The 15034-nt window shown below is 47.0% G+C and carries 13 protein-coding genes, 2 tRNA genes and 1 riboswitch; of the genes, 5 read left to right on the forward strand and 10 right to left on the reverse strand.

The window, feature by feature from the left end:
• Positions 1–3 precede the first annotated feature (3 nt).
• The 5 genes from HUU58_05090 to rsfS all read right to left on the reverse strand — a co-directional run bounded on the left by HUU58_05090 (position 4) and on the right by rsfS (position 3859).
• A complete protein-coding gene (locus tag HUU58_05090) occupies positions 4–1494 on the reverse strand; it encodes a sodium:solute symporter family protein (protein ID NUN45040.1) in 1491 nt (496 codons plus the stop codon).
• 15 nt (positions 1495–1509) lie between these two features.
• A complete protein-coding gene (locus HUU58_05095) occupies positions 1510–2301 on the reverse strand; it encodes a HEAT repeat domain-containing protein (GenBank protein NUN45041.1) in 792 nt (263 codons plus the stop codon).
• Positions 2301–3014, reverse strand: coding sequence for a MarC family protein (locus HUU58_05100; GenBank protein ID NUN45042.1), 714 nt, complete (start codon positions 3012–3014; stop codon positions 2301–2303). Before HUU58_05100 ends, HUU58_05095 begins: the two co-directional genes overlap by 1 nt.
• On the reverse strand, positions 2935–3360 hold the full coding sequence (locus tag HUU58_05105; protein ID NUN45043.1) for a VOC family protein: 426 nt from the start codon (positions 3358–3360) through the stop codon (positions 2935–2937). Before HUU58_05105 ends, HUU58_05100 begins: the two co-directional genes overlap by 80 nt.
• A gap of 148 nt (positions 3361–3508) precedes the next feature.
• Entirely contained in the window at positions 3509–3859 is a 351-nt protein-coding gene (gene rsfS / locus HUU58_05110; protein NUN45044.1) for a ribosome silencing factor, read from the reverse strand.
• A 505-nt stretch (positions 3860–4364) separates the two neighbouring features.
• On the opposite strand from rsfS, the gene HUU58_05115 reads away from it, so the two are divergent.
• From HUU58_05115 to HUU58_05135, 5 genes are all read left to right on the forward strand, one after another.
• Positions 4365–4448, forward strand: a tRNA-Leu gene (locus HUU58_05115).
• A 39-nt stretch (positions 4449–4487) separates the two neighbouring features.
• Positions 4488–5771 (forward strand): trigger factor, encoded by a 1284-nt coding sequence (tig, locus tag HUU58_05120; GenBank protein NUN45045.1) that lies wholly within the window; start codon positions 4488–4490, stop codon positions 5769–5771.
• Positions 5772–5893: 122 nt separating this feature from the next.
• Positions 5894–6550, forward strand: coding sequence for an ATP-dependent Clp protease proteolytic subunit (locus HUU58_05125; GenBank protein NUN45046.1), 657 nt, complete (start codon positions 5894–5896; stop codon positions 6548–6550).
• A gap of 120 nt (positions 6551–6670) precedes the next feature.
• Positions 6671–7918, forward strand: a complete 1248-nt coding sequence (gene clpX / locus HUU58_05130) for an ATP-dependent Clp protease ATP-binding subunit ClpX (GenBank protein NUN45047.1) — start codon at positions 6671–6673, stop codon at positions 7916–7918.
• Between the two features lie 6 nt (positions 7919–7924).
• The gene (locus HUU58_05135; GenBank protein ID NUN45048.1) at positions 7925–9133 is read left to right on the forward strand and encodes a GGDEF domain-containing protein; all 1209 of its coding nucleotides are present in this window, start codon (positions 7925–7927) and stop codon (positions 9131–9133) included.
• A gap of 62 nt (positions 9134–9195) precedes the next feature.
• Here HUU58_05135 and HUU58_05140 read toward each other — a convergent pair.
• The 5 genes from HUU58_05140 to HUU58_05160 all read right to left on the reverse strand — a co-directional run bounded on the left by HUU58_05140 (position 9196) and on the right by HUU58_05160 (position 14998).
• A tRNA-Lys gene (locus tag HUU58_05140) sits at positions 9196–9268 on the reverse strand.
• A 60-nt stretch (positions 9269–9328) separates the two neighbouring features.
• A complete protein-coding gene (locus HUU58_05145; GenBank protein NUN45049.1) occupies positions 9329–9901 on the reverse strand; it encodes an aminodeoxychorismate/anthranilate synthase component II in 573 nt (190 codons plus the stop codon).
• A gap of 101 nt (positions 9902–10002) precedes the next feature.
• Positions 10003–11259 (reverse strand): methionine adenosyltransferase, encoded by a 1257-nt coding sequence (locus HUU58_05150; GenBank protein NUN45050.1) that lies wholly within the window; start codon positions 11257–11259, stop codon positions 10003–10005.
• Between the two features lie 95 nt (positions 11260–11354).
• A riboswitch (SAM riboswitch) is annotated at positions 11355–11473 on the reverse strand.
• Between the two features lie 74 nt (positions 11474–11547).
• Positions 11548–12945: a peptide MFS transporter gene (locus tag HUU58_05155; protein NUN45051.1), complete on the reverse strand. Its 1398-nt coding sequence runs from the start codon at positions 12943–12945 to the stop codon at positions 11548–11550.
• Positions 12946–13033: 88 nt separating this feature from the next.
• Positions 13034–14998, reverse strand: a complete 1965-nt coding sequence (locus HUU58_05160) for a hypothetical protein (GenBank protein ID NUN45052.1) — start codon at positions 14996–14998, stop codon at positions 13034–13036.
• Positions 14999–15034: the final 36 nt, after the last annotated feature.

Consider the following 15034-nt stretch of genomic DNA (forward strand, 5'->3'; position numbering starts at 1 on the left):
GTGTTATTGCCCGGCGCTCATGAAGGGCGCGTATTTTTCTTCCGGCGACGGTTTAGTCATGAGGCTGACAAAGATCAAACATCCCAATGAAGAAACGATTGCAGGAATGATAATATAATCGGCTTCAAGCAGCGGTTGATCCATGACGGCATTGGCTACCGTGATACCGACCGTCACGATCATACTCGCAACCATCGAAGCGACACCGCCCTGAGGCGTAACGCGTTTCCATAAAAAGCTAGCAAGCAGTACAGGCGTAATGCCTGCACCGACCATCGTGTAGGCGGTAAACGCCATGGCAAGTATGGTCTGAAACTGCGTCGCCAATAAGAAGGCCGCCAGCGCAATAACTACGATCAATACACGCTGCATGGTGATGATCGTTTTCTGATCGGCTTGCGGATTGATAAAGCGCTGATAAATGTCGCGTGTAATATTGGTCGAGGGTATCATTAAAAAAGTATTGGCCGTAGATAAAATGATCGCTACCGCCGCGGCCATCAATAACGCACCGGCGACCTCCGGCAAATCAAATCGCGCGATATGCAGAACGACCGTTTCCGACATCGAAGGATCAATTCCGCCGTCCGGCGTTTTGAATATAGGATTGGACCAATGTTTGGCGCTGCCGATAATAGACAGAAGGCACAACATACCTTCTACAAAAAGAACGCCGATGACCATGCCGATGACAGCTTTTTTGGCCGTCGCTTCATCTCTAGCTGCAAAAAACTTTTGATAGATACTGCTTTCACCCATCAGCAGAAAAAATGTCGGGAAAAAGATGCCGATCACCCACCATGCATTATGCGTTCCCAATGCGGTAAAATGATCATTGGGCAGCGTTTCGGTTACAAAATTCCAACTGCCGATATCACTGCCAAACAACAACAAAGGAACACCGATGATAACCGAAATCGTGATGATCAATCCATTAACAAGATCGGCCGCGATGATAGACACCATGCCGGCCAATAATGTAAACAGTACGACGACACCGCATGTGATCATAGCGCCGACGAAAGGATCAAGTCCGGTCGCTGCATTGTGCGGGTCCGTACGGGTGATTATGTTGAGTAAACGTCCGCCGCCTTTAAATTGATAACCCGCGATGGACATATAGGCAATGACGATGGTGATCGTTCCGAGGATGCGCGCCGTCGCATTGTACCGTTTTTCCAAAATATCAGGCACGGTATATTCTGCGATTTTGCGAACGCGACCCGCAAGAAAATAAACACACACGATACCTACCCACGCACCGGCTGACATCCATAGCGCCGAAAACCCGTCGCGAAACGACAACCCTGCGCTTCCGAAAAGCGTCCCTGAACCGACCCACGTGCAGACAAGTGTACCGACCAAAAACCACATGGAAACACTGCGGCCGGCTACCATGAAGTCGTCTTGGCTTTTGATCTGAAAGCTTTTGTAAATTCCGATGCCGATCAGCACCAGCACATACACTGTTATGACTAAGAGAAAAAGATTCATAGCACCTCGGTTTGATTATTTTCCGAAAACCTGTTTATGCCGTGCGTCGGCGAGTATCTGTTTGTTTTTTTCGTCAAGCCCTACAATGTCGTCTAAACTCATATACGCCGCAATACGAACATTTTTGTTTTCGTCCTTAGTAAGCGCGACTAACGTCTCGTACACGTTTTTAGGTAATTGTTCTTTACCGGCATATACGACACTGAAGCAGTCGGCGCAGACTTCGCGCATATTCCATGCAAGACTGCGGCACCCTTCGATCAGAAATTCGACCGCGCCGTGCTGACCGTGCGTTGCGATTTCAGTGATGGCTTCGATAGCCGCCATACCCAAAGTATCTTCGCCGCCGTCATGATCGTGGTATCGCTGATGGGCATACGTTTTCAAAAACGCAAGCGACTCTTGCCCGCCGATGCGCCCCAATGCAATCAGCGCTTCCTGCAGCATCTCTATATCCCAAAGTACGCCCGGTGTCGGATGGTTTATCATTTCGATAAGCACTTCTGCGCCGTCGGTATGGCGCCAGTTACCGAGGCCGACGATACCCGACATCACAAATCGTGCATCCGTCGAACGAATCAACTTCATCAACGGCTCTTCTAATCGCGGGTCGCATTCAAAATGACTGATCAAGTCGATAGCTTCTCGACGTTTCTCGGTATCTTCATTGTAGATATTCTCAATGATCGCGGTATAATACATTTCTTTAGTCAGCGCGATATGCGCGGCTTCCGGATCTTCCTCATCCGCATCCGGCTCTTCCGGCAAATCCCATTCATTGAGTGGTTCTTCGTCCTGATTGCGCATTATACTTTTCCGTTAATAATTTCCGTGATCCCGACACGTACCATCATAACGCCGATCGCGGCTAATAAGATGGTAAATACTTTAGCGATGCCTTTGGCGCCGCTCCGTCCCGTAATACGTAGAACATACGGCGAAAAATGCAAAGCGCCGTAAACGATGAGCAGATTGATCATCACACTAAAAATCGTCGGCCCCATACCATAACTGTCGATCGTGATCATCATAGTTGTGAGTAAAGCCGGGCCCACGATCAGCGGTATACCGATGGGTACGATGCCGATCGTCGGATTCTGATTGATATGTATTTCGGTCGTTTCATCGCGGACTTCGTTACTGATGCGATCGTCCGATGAGGAAATGAGATCATTGATGGCAATAGCAAAAAGAATAATACCGCCGGCGATTTTGAAATCGCTGATCGAAATGCCGAGAAAAGCAAATATCGCCTTGCCAAGCGCCAAAAAAGTCATCGTAACCAAAAAAGCTGTCAGAATAGATTGGCGTAGTACGCGCGATTTGACGGGCTCGGGTATGCCGTCGGTCAATGTGATATAAAGCGGCATAAAACCGATCACATCAATAGCGACAAACACCGGTATGATCGCAAGGATATAGTCATTATAATTCATAAGGTCAAAATTTTCCCATTTTATCCATGTCCATGAATAAAACATTCCACCGGTGTCCGTCCGGATCGCAGAACCCGCATCCATACATCCACGCCGTATTTTCTGCCGGTTTGGCAAATACTTTTCCGCCGGCCGCTTCCGCTCTTGCCGCAAGGTGATTCACTTCCTCGCGACTCTCCGCATCAATCGAAAACAGAACTTGCGAACCGTGGCGCGTATCCGCAATCGGATGGTGGGTGAAACTTTGGAAGACATGCTCCGAAAACAACATGACAATCGTTTCTTTGCCGGCATCTTGATCGCCGACCAGCATGCACGCCGTATGTTCGGTATCGCGTTCTGAATTGAACGCAAATCCGAGATGACTATAAAATGCCCTGGCTTTTTTTATGTCTTTGACAGGCAGGTTGAGCCACATTTCTTTTGTCATAACCTGAGCATCCGATACAAGTGATATACGCGGTATTCGCTGTATAAATCTACGAAACGAAAAAATATATGCAGTTCGGCGGGAAAAATCCGTCTAAATAAAAAGAACTTACAAACGAAGTATGCGTACCGAAGACACTCGAAAAATATTATGCGCGCCCGGCGGTGTCCCGCACTTTGGTAAATTTGGCGTCGCCCCAGAGACGTTCGAGATCATAAAACGAACGCGCATCTTTTTGGAAAACATGGACGATAACGTCCACATAATCCAAAAGAACCCATTTCAGCGATTGGTGACCTTCTTTGTGATGGAGTTTAGCGCCTTCCTGAGCGAGGCGATCTTCCACGTTATCTGCAATGGCTTTGGCATGCATGTCGGATGTGGCCGTACATATCACAAAAAAATCGGCAGCGCTGGACAATCCTTCTAAATCGGCGATAACAACGTCTTCAGCCTTTTTCTCAAACATGTATTCCGTTACACGGCGACACATCTGCATGGCCTCGGACTCCGGTAAGGCTTTTCCGGTTTTAGGGTCACGCGGTTTGCCTTTTTCACTTTCATAAGCCGCCAATTCCGCATCAATTTCTTCCGTCGTCAACCGGTCCACATCCTCATCCATCATTTCGTCCTGCGCGATGAGTGCATCTTTTTTGACGGGTTTGGTTTTTTTGGTTACTACTTTTTTAACCGTTTTGGGTTTTTTGGATACGGTTGTTTTTGTTGCTTTTTTAACGGTTTTGACGGATTTTTTGGTTTTATTGACCGTCGAGCCGGATTTTTTTAAAGTTTTACCCGTCTTGGGCGCTGCTTTTTTCTTAGCCGGTTTGGTTGATTTTCCGGCTTTAGGTGCCGCTTTTTTAGTCTTTTTGGATGTAGCCAAGTTTTTGATTCTCCGATTTTTACAATGCGGTCAATATAGGGATGCCGATGCTTTAAAATCAAATAAAAACTTGCTATTGCAGGGCTCGTTGGCTATATTGCGCCGCATTTGGCCTATATATGCGGGATTGGCGGAATTGGCAGACGCGCCAGACTTAGGATCTGGTGGTTTTACCGTGTGGGTTCAAGTCCCTCATCCCGCACCATTTTTTTGAAAAAAATATTTATAACACAGGAGAATTCCTTTGCAAGCGAGTGTGATTCACGAAGATAATGCTACCCGAAAATTAGCGGTAGAAGTGCCCTACGATGCGATGTTGCCATACTTTGAAGAAGCCTTGGCGATGTACCGCGAAGAAGCCCAGATCGAAGGTTTTCGTAAAGGCAAAGCCCCCAAAGATGTGATTCAGAAAAAATTTGGCAATATGATCGAAGCGGAAGCGTTGGAAGTGGTCGTGGAAGATTTTTACCGCGAAGCGCTGGAAGCAACTAAGACCGAAGCCATCGCGATCGGCAAAATCGAAAACATGGACTACAAAAAAGGGCAGCCGCTGAAATTTGATGTGACCGTCGAGATCATGCCCAAGTACGACGTCAAAAACTACAAAGGCCTCAACTTAAAACGCGAAGTACACAAAATAACAGACGAAGAAGTGACTGGCGCTTTTGATCGTTTGCGCGAAAGCTATTCCACGACCAAAGAAACCGATGTGATTGCTGCGGGTAATTTCGCAACGGTGGATATTCAGGTGCTGGATGAAAGCGGCACGCCGCTCATCGGCAAAAAATACGAAGACCGTCGCATTCCGCTCACCCGTCAATTCGTGGGACAGGATTTTATTGACGGCCTTATCGGCGCCAAAACAGGCGACATGCGCACTCTTGATGTAGCCAAACGCCCTCCGCAGGAAGGCGAAGACATCGCAACGATCGAAAAAGAAAAATATCAGGTGACCGTTCGCAAAATCGAAGAAATGCAACTGCCGGCTCTGGATGACGAATTCGCCAAAGATCTCGGATTTGAAACGTTCGAATTGCTCAAAGCCGACATGCACAAAAATCTCAGCGAACGCTGGGAGCAGGAGTCCGAACAAAAATTTCGCGAAGCTTTGATTGACGAAATCATCAAACAAAACGAAATCCCTGCTCCGGAACCGCTGGTAGATAACTCGCTTCAACGCATCGGGCGCATGATCAAAGAACGTCTCAAAGGCCAGCCCGTCAAAGACGAGCTCATCGCCGAACGTTATCGCCCCAGCGCCATCCGCGAAGTAAAATGGACATTGGCTAAACGTAAAATCATCGAACAAGAAAACCTGAAGGTTGAAGATGCCGATGTTCAGGCCTATCGCGAAAAAACAGCCAAACAAAATAAAGTGCCTTTGGAGCAGATCAATGTTCACTTCCATACGGAAACGGAACAACGCAACTTCGAAGATTATTTGCTTGAAGAAAAAGCGGCCAAACTGATTGCCGACTCAGCCAAGGTCGAAGAAGTGCCCGACATGCTCTCGGAAGAGAAAAAATAAGCTGATATTGCACACGACGTAGTTAATATCTGTATTTTAAATTGTAAAAACTCTGACTTTGCTTTTTGTTCAGAGTTTTTGCACTTTAAACCTTGAATTTGATGACCGAAACCAGGACTTCTATGAATCCATACGAATCATTTGTTAAAAGTGAATTTAGTCGCCTCAGCGATGACAGCCTGCGATCCATCTCCGGTTCCGTCGTGCCTTATGTGATCGAACAAAAAGGTCAGATGGAGCGCGTCTATGACATTTATTCGCGCCTGCTGATGGAGCGTATTATATTTCTCGGTACGCCGATTAATTATGAGATTTCCAATGTCGTCATTGCGCAGTTACTCTTTCTCGCGGCAACCGATCCGGAAAAAGACATTATCATGTACATCAATAGCCCCGGCGGCAGCGTGACGGACGGACTTGCGATTTATGATACGATGGAATTTATCAAACCGGAAATTCAAACCACCTGTACCGGCATGGCGGCCAGTATGGGCGCTATCCTCCTGATGGCCGGCACCAAAGGGAAACGTTATGCCTTACCGCATTCGCGGATCATGTTGCATCAACCGCTCGGAGAAACGCAGGGACAATCTTCCGATATCGAAATCTACATGCAGGAAATCGTGAAGATGAAGGATCAATTGAACAAAATCATCATGCAGCGCACCGGCCAAAACGCGGAACGCCTTGAAAAAGACATTGATCGCAATTTCTTTATGTCTTCCGACGAAGCAAAGGCATACGGCATCATAGACGAAGTGCTTGTACGCAAAAAGTAATTGCGTGTACATAGAACATTATCCGGTCCGGCATCCTCTCCGCCGGTATCTTATCGGTTTATATTGTTGCAAACGCGAACCCTATTTCTTATTCTAAAGCCATAACCTGAAAGTTAGTCCATGGCACGTACTGTATTTTGCTCCTTTTGCGGTAAATCAGCCGAAGAAGTAGACAGCATTATTTCTGGACCTAACGGCGTCCACATCTGCAATGAATGCGTACGCAATGCGTTCGATATGATTCGCTCGCATACGACACGCGACGTTTCATTGCCGCTGACCGACATCACGCCCGAAAAACTGAAACTGAAGTTAGATGAATACATTGTCGGCCAGGATTTTGCAAAAAAATCGTTATCCGTTGCCGTCTATAATCACTACAAACGAATTAATGCGCTCCAAGACTCGGAAAACGATGTTGAACTCGAAAAAAACAACATCCTCCTGATCGGACCGACGGGCACCGGTAAGACCTTGCTTGCACAAACGTTGGCCAAATTTCTGAACGTACCGTTTACCATAGCCGACGCCACAACGTTGACCGAAGCCGGCTATGTCGGCGAAGACGTTGAAAATGTACTCGTACGCCTCCTGCAGGCCGCCAACTATGACGTCCAGGCGGCGGAACGCGGCATCATCTATATTGACGAAATCGATAAAATTGCACGCAAAGGCGGCAACCCTTCGATCACACGTGACGTCTCCGGTGAAGGCGTTCAGCAAGCTCTTCTGAAAATCCTGGAAGGCACCGTGGCCAATGTTCCTCCCAAAGGCGGCCGCAAGCACCCTGAACAAAACCTCATCAGTATCAATACCAAAAATATTCTTTTCATCTGCGGCGGCGCTTTCGAAGGGATCGAAAAAATTATTCAAACGCGCGTCGGCAAAAAGAATATCGGCTTTACGGCTTCAGCGGACAAAAAAGCCGAACAATCCGTAAGCGAAGTACTCAAATTGGTAGAACCGGATGATCTACTGGGATTCGGCATCATTCCCGAACTGATAGGGCGTTTACCTGTAATCAGTCCGCTCGAAGAACTGTCCGAATCGGCGCTCTATTCTATCCTTGTTCAACCCAAGAATGCGTTGGTCAAACAGTATAAAAAACTTTTTGCACTGGAACACGTCGAGCTGGAATTTGATGAAAAAGCATTGAAAGAAGTCGTCAAACTTGCGGTCAAACGAAAGACCGGCGCACGCGGGCTTCGTGCCATCATGGAAAAATTCATGACCGACATCATGTATCAGATACCCAGTATTTCACACTTAAAAACAGTTACTATTCACAAAGATTGTGTCGTATCGGGCGGTAAACCGCGCATGACGTTTGCGGAACCGGAAGATTCGACCGTCAAAAAAACGGCGTAATGTTGTATGCGTAGAAAGTTATCTCCTTCGGCTTCCATATCAACACAAAAATCTATGAAAAATCGCCCCAAAAACACCGAACCATCACCGACACAAATGGATGCTTCGGAAACGCTTTTGATCGAGGAACTGAAATCCAAAGTTTCAGAACTGGAAGCATCGTATATACGCGTCCAGGATGAAAATCAGCTTCTCCACAAACGTCTGCACCAAACGAGCCTGCTTTATAAAATAGCAGCCATGCTCAATTCGACGTACGATACGACCAAACTTTATAATATCATCCAAAACATGCTGTCGGATATTTCGTTTGTCCGGCATTATGCCTTGATCGAGAGAACCGATTCGGGTTCGGTAAATGTACTCTTTCACACCCACACTAAAGATCGTTCTTTGGCGCATGTGCTTGATGCGGAAAAAGAAGTAGCGGAAAAAGTGTTTTCAACGGAAAAAGAGTCTTACGTGATTTCCGTTAACGAACGGAAGGATTTATTAAAATATTTTCCGATGAAAACCGAAGGCAGCATCGTTGCACTGCCGTTGACGTTTCACAAAAAATCCAGTAAAGTGGTTTGTTATTTTGCCGAGCATAGTCTATCCGATGGAGAAAAAGAATTTTTGAATCTCATCACCAACGAAATCGGTGTGGCGGTTGAGCGCGCTTTACTGTATCAGGAAACTTTTGAAATCTCCATCAAAGACGGTCTTACAGGGATTTACAATCGGCGCTATTTCAACGACCGCTCACAGCGTGAATTTAACCGTGCCAAGCGGTACAAGCATATCCTGTCATTTATCTTGATGGATATTGATCACTTTAAAAAATTTAACGATACCTACGGCCACAAAGTCGGTGACGAAGTACTGGTATGGGTTGCAAAAAACTTGAGCAAAGGCTTGCGCGACCACGATGTATTAGCCCGCTATGGCGGTGAAGAATTTATTGTGATTTTACCGGAAACCGATGTCAAGGGCGCAGCGATCGTTGCCGAAAAACTGCGCAAAATCATCGATGAACAATCGGTTCAGATCAATCATCTTTTTGTGTCTCAGAATCCGCATTCGACCTTTCATACCGACCGTGTTACGATTTCACTCGGCGTAGCATCTTTTCCCAAAGACGGCGCAACGCTCGAAGAGGTACTGGAGCGCACGGATCAACAACTGTACGTCGCCAAATCGCAAGGACGTAATCAAGTGGGTTACGAAGAATAAAACAAATACCAGATATTGAAAATAAAAAATCCCGGTCACTGTGTGATCGGAATTTTTATTTGTGAGCCAGGTAGGGCTCGAACCTACGACCTTCGCCTTAAAAGGGCGCTGCTCTACCGACTGAGCTACTAGCTCGCCTGCTTCATTTGAAGCGTGCAATTATATAGAAATTACCCTTAGTTGGCAAGCAAAAAATCACATTTTTAAAAAATTATTTATCATTTTTTTTCCGTGTTCGGTCATCACGGATTCGGGATGAAACTGCACGCTTTCCGCTCTGGTACCCTGTATACGCAAACCCATGATTTCACCGGCATCCGTCTGTGCAGATATTTCTATCTTTTGATTCAGACTCATCGGATCAACGATCAGGGAATGATACCGAGTAACCCGAAGTGGGTTAGGAATACCCGCAAACACACCTCTACCGTCATGTTTTATAGCCGATACTTTACCATGCTTAGGTTCGTTTGCGCGCAGGATGCGGGCACCGTAGACTTGCGCCAGACACTGGTGACCAAGGCATACACCGAGCAGAGGTATGGTATCTGCGGCATATCGAATCACATCATTGGAAATACCGGCATCGTGCGGAGAACCGGGCCCCGGCGATATGATGATGCGATCCGGTCGTAACGCTTCAAGTTGTGGAATCGTGATTTCATCATGGCGATATACTCGCACATCCGACATCGGCGCCGCTAATTCGCGTACGTATTGATAGAGGTTGTAAGTAAAGGAATCGTAGTTATCAATAATGATAATCATAGGCCAAAATTCATAAGGGCTGCTTTAGCGGATTCCGGGAAGTTTTTTCGCTTCGACCAAACCCTTAAAGCAGCCCTTATATGTAATAATAACGAAACGTATTATTTAATTTTAAACGCGGCTTTCACTTTTCCTACGTAGTCCAGTTTTTCCCACGTAAAAAGTTCGACCTTCACCGTTTTTTGGATGCCGTCACCGGATGTAAATGTTTTCGTAACCCATTCGTTCTTACGACCCATGTGTCCGTACGCGGCCGACTCCGAATACATCGGTGTGCGCAGTTTGAGGCGTTTTTCGATAAAATAAGGGCGCATATCAAAAATGGATTCGACTTTTTTAGCAATATCGGCATCGCTCATACCGACTTTGCCTGTGCCGAAGGTATTGACAAAAATACCCATCGGTTTGGCTACACCGATAGCATATGAAACTTGCACCAGTACTTCGTCAGCCACACCGGCGGCAACAAGGTTTTTAGCGATATGCCGCGTCGCATACGCCGCCGAGCGATCCACTTTGGAAGGATCTTTGCCGCTGAATGCACCGCCACCGTGTGCCCCACGTCCGCCATAGGTGTCCACGATGATTTTACGACCTGTCAATCCCGTATCTCCGTGCGGACCGCCGATCACAAATTTGCCCGTCGGATTGATGAAATATTTGATCTGGTTATTAAAAAGATGTTTGTACTTGGGATAACGCTTCATAACACGGGGGATCAGAATATTGATCATATCTTTGCGGATTTTATCCTGCATCGCGCTGTCCGATCCGAAATCATCGTGCTGCGTGGAAATAACAATCGTATCAATGCGCACGGGCTTACGATTTTCATCGTATTCCAGCGTCACCTGAGATTTGGCATCCGGACGAAGATATTTGATTTCCTTGTTCTCCCGGCGAAGCACAGCCAGCTCTTGTAATAACTTATGGGCGAGATCCAGCGTAAGCGGCATGTAGTCCGCTGTTTCATTGACCGCATAACCGAACATCATACCTTGATCGCCGGCGCCTTGTTCTTCTTTTTTCTTTTTGTCAACGCCGCGATTGATATCCTGCGACTGTTCGTGAATCGCGGAAAGAATACCACAGGAGTGCGCTTCAAACATATATTCACTCTTGGTGTAACCGATCTTACGAATAACGCCGCGCGTAATTTCCTGCACGTCAAGATACGTACTGGATTTGACTTCGCCGGCCAATACGACCTGACCGGTCGTAACCAAGGTTTCGCAAGCAACTTTGGAATACGGATCGAATGCGATGAAGTGATCTACGAGCGCATCGGAAATCTGATCCGCTATTTTGTCGGGATGTCCTTCGGATACCGATTCCGATGTAAACAGATAATGTGACATGAACTACTCCTGTATTAAATAGGTTATTAAAATGAACAATAAAAAAACCTCATCCGAAGTCGGGAGAGGTTTTGAAAGAAATCTGTGTTGCTTCCATCTCATTGCCCCGACCGCTTACATTGCGTTCGGCAGGTATTAGCACCTTGACTACGCGCGGGACGTACGGTTGCTGTGGCTTCATCGTGCCTGATCACTCGGCCACTCTTCATAAGAAGGATATATGTGAAAGAACGAATTTTTTAAAAGCGGGTCAATATATCGAAGCACGACCGCGCTGTCAAGCAGAATTTAGGACGGCTTGGTGCCCCAAACTTCACCCGTAATATTTTCGACCGGTTCGTCAGGCTCTGCCGCATGTTTAAGTTTTTTCAAAAAGAAAATAATCATCACGGCTGAGAAGAAACAACATACGGTCAAGACGGTATAAAACTGTGTGTGGGACCAGGTACTGTAAAACGAACCGAGAAATCCGGCAAAATAATTACCTATCGCCGTCGCGGCAAACCAACCGCCCATAAGTAACCCGCGCCAGCGGTACGGGGCCATCTTGCTGGCATACGAAAGCCCCATCGGGCTGAGGCATAATTCAGCTAACGTTTGTACATAATACGATGAAATAAGCCACAGCGGAGACATGGATTTATTATCCGCATCACCGCCACCCATCGAAGCAAAAATCATGATGGCAAAACCCAACCCGCAGAGCATCATGCCGATTCCGATTTTGGCCGGCGTTGCCGGCTCCAGCCCACGTTTATTGAGCCATCCCCAAAACATGACAACCAGCGGCGTCATCATGAGTATGAACATCGGATTGAATACCTGATAGAATTCGGCTTCCGATGCGTTCGCCGGATCGGATATACCCAAAATCACATAAAGCACGCTGCGCAAGCCTTCAGGCAAATCCATCGGCCGTGTGGAGCGTTCGGCAAATAAAGTCAGTGCAAATCCGTTTTGGTGAAAAGACATCCAGAAAAAAACGACGATCAGATATACGATGATCAAAGCGATCACACGATCTTTTTCTTTTTTGGGTGAAACACGCTCCTCGGTCGCCATCGTCGTACTGCCGTTTGCGGCTACAGCGGCAGCAGAAGCATTATAGGAAGCCTGGCCAAGACGAAATGTGATAAAAGAAAAAAGCATGCCGGCGGCGGCGGCACCAAATCCCGCATTGTAACCATATTCCGGGCCGATCGAATTTCTAAGAAAAGTAGCCGCAATCGGAGCTAAAAAAGCACCGACATTGATACCCATATAAAAAATGTTATAACCGGCATCTTTGAGAGGACTGTTTTTTTCATACAAATTGCCGACGAGAACGGAGATATTCGCTTTGAAAAGACCGTTGCTCATCGCCACGACAAATAAACCGAGATAAAAAAGCGACTCGGACGGCTTAGGGATGGCCAATATAGCGTAACCAATACCGGTCGCAATAGCGCCCACCATAATGGTTTTAGGAAAACCCCAAAACTTATCGGCAAGGTATCCGCCGAGTACCGGCGAAAAATAAGTCAGCGCAAGGAATATTCCGTAAATCTGCCCCGTTTTGGTGTCTGGCCAGTCGAAGTAATTTCCCATATACAATGTGAAAATCGCAAGCATCGTGTAGATACCAAAACGTTCCCACATTTCCGAGAAGAACAAGACTTTGAGGCCGCGCGGATGTCCTTTGAACATATCTGTTCCTTTGAGGAATAATTAGAAATAAAATCTGAAACGTGAATTGAGTATGATCAGCGAACCATAAAAAATTTCGATGCTTTACTTACGCATTCACTACTTGCCATCCGCGCGGATCCGTCAATTCGCCGGTCACCGCCGCCACGCCTGCAACGAACGGTGAAACGAGAAATACATCCCCATTTCCGCCCATACGACCGCTGAAATTACGGTTGCTCGTAGATGCGGTGATCGTATCTTTAGTAGAAATTCCCGGCCCATTGCCGATACAGGATCCGCATCCGGGTTCCGTTACTACGGCGCCAAAGTCCTGAAACATCTTGATCATACCAAGCTGTTTGGCATCATCATAGACTTTTTGACTGCTGGGCGTTACGACCATATGAATACGATCAAGCTTTTTGTGACCACGAATGGCCATAGCTACTTGTTTGAGATCTTCCAAAGATGCGCCGGTACAAGAAACAATAACCACATTGTCAACACGCGTTTTGGCAACGGCAGTAATCGGTTTGCGATTACGACTATCGCCGGGTGTGGCCACCGTAACCGGTACATCCGCGAGATTGACTTTATACACCGATTCGTACGTCGCCTTATCATCAGGATAAACAAGCATAGATCGCACATCCGATTCCGTCATGCCACGTTTTTCGATCAGGAAACGAATAACCGGTGTACAAGGCTCGACAACACCGGTGGTTGCACTTCCTTCGACCGTCATATTCGTCAAAACGGATAATTCATCCACGGTAAAACGTTCCAGTGCGGGCCCGCCGAATTGCATGATCACGGTATCACCCGGTTCTTTTTTCCACTGCATCTCGCGGAAATACGGATCACCGATGATGTGAAGGATAATATCTTTAGGCGTTACCAGGTTGAGTTTATCTTCACCTTCGATCCAGATGCGTACAGTCTTAGGTACGGTTACCGGGATCATGCCGGTGCCCAATCCCAACGCGATGGCTGTCGAACCGAGTCCGTATGCAAAACAATTCATCACGCCCGCCGTCGGTGTGTGCGAATCCGTAAGCGCTATGACATCGCCGGGTTTGGCATAACTTTCCACAACCAAACGGTGACAGACACCGGCGGGAAGATTGCCACCCGGACCGTGCATCGGAAGATTGTGTTCTTTGCAAAATCCGATCAATTCTTGCGCGAGCGCCTGCGCCGAAGCCAAACGCTTGGATTTTACATCGCCGGGCACATCGTCATGCCCGATCAAAACAAAGTGATCGTTAAATCCGCGAATAGTCACGCCTTTGTCCGTCGGATTGTGACCAAAAGCTTTTTCGTACAAACTGCGCACATGACCGCCGGTGTATTCATGAATGCCAAGAAAATCCGCTTTGACGAAAAGTTGTTCACCGGGTTCCGAATAACTCAAACCCTGTCCTCCGGGGGCATCCGTGGCTACGGCTTTGCGTGCTAATATTTTTTCAGCGATCGTCATCGGTTTTACGGAACGTCCGGCGGCCTTATAGGGCAATTCCGCTTTTCCGGCGATCACTTTTTTTCCAAACTCCAAAAGTCCGCCGCCAAAAAATACAGATTTATACAGCGGTGATAACTGCTTTTCCATAAGTACATCAAGATCTACCGTTTCACCGGCAAGCAGTTTATCAATTACCGTCATATCATTGGTAAAATACAGACGATCAAACGTCATGTTTTCACGGAAAATACGTTCGAGGCTTTTCGCAATCACCAGTTCGATACCGGCACCGCGGTGCGCGACCACGGCCACTTCGCGTGAGGAACCGCTGCCATAACTTTCGCCGCCGACTACGACGGAAAAATTTCCTTTTTGAACGTCTCCCTCATGGATGACATCGCCTTTGCCGACCAAAAAATGAGGGCCGAGTATCGGCTCCGTATAACCCAACGTACATGCCGCACCATTGATGATCGTATCGGTACTCACACCAAAAACCAACGGCTGACCCGTGTATGTAAACGAACGCCCCTCAAGCTGATCGCGTACCGATCGGGCGTCTTCGGTATAATAAAAAATGCGTTTTTTTCCGAGAGAAAACGGTTTCATCCTTCTTCCTGTGTATAAATCTTAATATGAATTAAT

This window comes from bacterium (assembly GCA_013360215.1).
Lineage (GTDB): Bacteria > CLD3 > CLD3 > SB21 > SB21 > JABWCP01.

What these genes read in the sequence shown, in the direction of transcription:
- HUU58_05090 (NUN45040.1), bottom strand. Translation starts at nt 1,494, where the DNA reads ATGAATCTTTTTCTCTTAGTCATAACAGTGTATGTGCTGGTGCTGATC.
- HUU58_05095 (NUN45041.1), bottom strand. Translation starts at nt 2,301, where the DNA reads ATGCGCAATCAGGACGAAGAACCACTCAATGAATGGGATTTGCCGGAA.
- HUU58_05100 (NUN45042.1), bottom strand. Translation starts at nt 3,014, where the DNA reads ATGGATGCGGGTTCTGCGATCCGGACGGACACCGGTGGAATGTTTTAT.
- HUU58_05105 (NUN45043.1), bottom strand. Translation starts at nt 3,360, where the DNA reads ATGACAAAAGAAATGTGGCTCAACCTGCCTGTCAAAGACATAAAAAAA.
- rsfS (NUN45044.1), bottom strand. Translation starts at nt 3,859, where the DNA reads ATGCAGATGTGTCGCCGTGTAACGGAATACATGTTTGAGAAAAAGGCT.
- HUU58_05125 (NUN45046.1), top strand. Translation starts at nt 5,894, where the DNA reads ATGAATCCATACGAATCATTTGTTAAAAGTGAATTTAGTCGCCTCAGC.
- clpX (NUN45047.1), top strand. Translation starts at nt 6,671, where the DNA reads ATGGCACGTACTGTATTTTGCTCCTTTTGCGGTAAATCAGCCGAAGAA.
- HUU58_05135 (NUN45048.1), top strand. Translation starts at nt 7,925, where the DNA reads ATGCGTAGAAAGTTATCTCCTTCGGCTTCCATATCAACACAAAAATCT.
- HUU58_05145 (NUN45049.1), bottom strand. Translation starts at nt 9,901, where the DNA reads ATGATTATCATTATTGATAACTACGATTCCTTTACTTACAACCTCTAT.
- HUU58_05150 (NUN45050.1), bottom strand. Translation starts at nt 11,259, where the DNA reads ATGTCACATTATCTGTTTACATCGGAATCGGTATCCGAAGGACATCCC.
- HUU58_05155 (NUN45051.1), bottom strand. Translation starts at nt 12,945, where the DNA reads ATGTTCAAAGGACATCCGCGCGGCCTCAAAGTCTTGTTCTTCTCGGAA.
- HUU58_05160 (NUN45052.1), bottom strand. Translation starts at nt 14,998, where the DNA reads ATGAAACCGTTTTCTCTCGGAAAAAAACGCATTTTTTATTATACCGAA.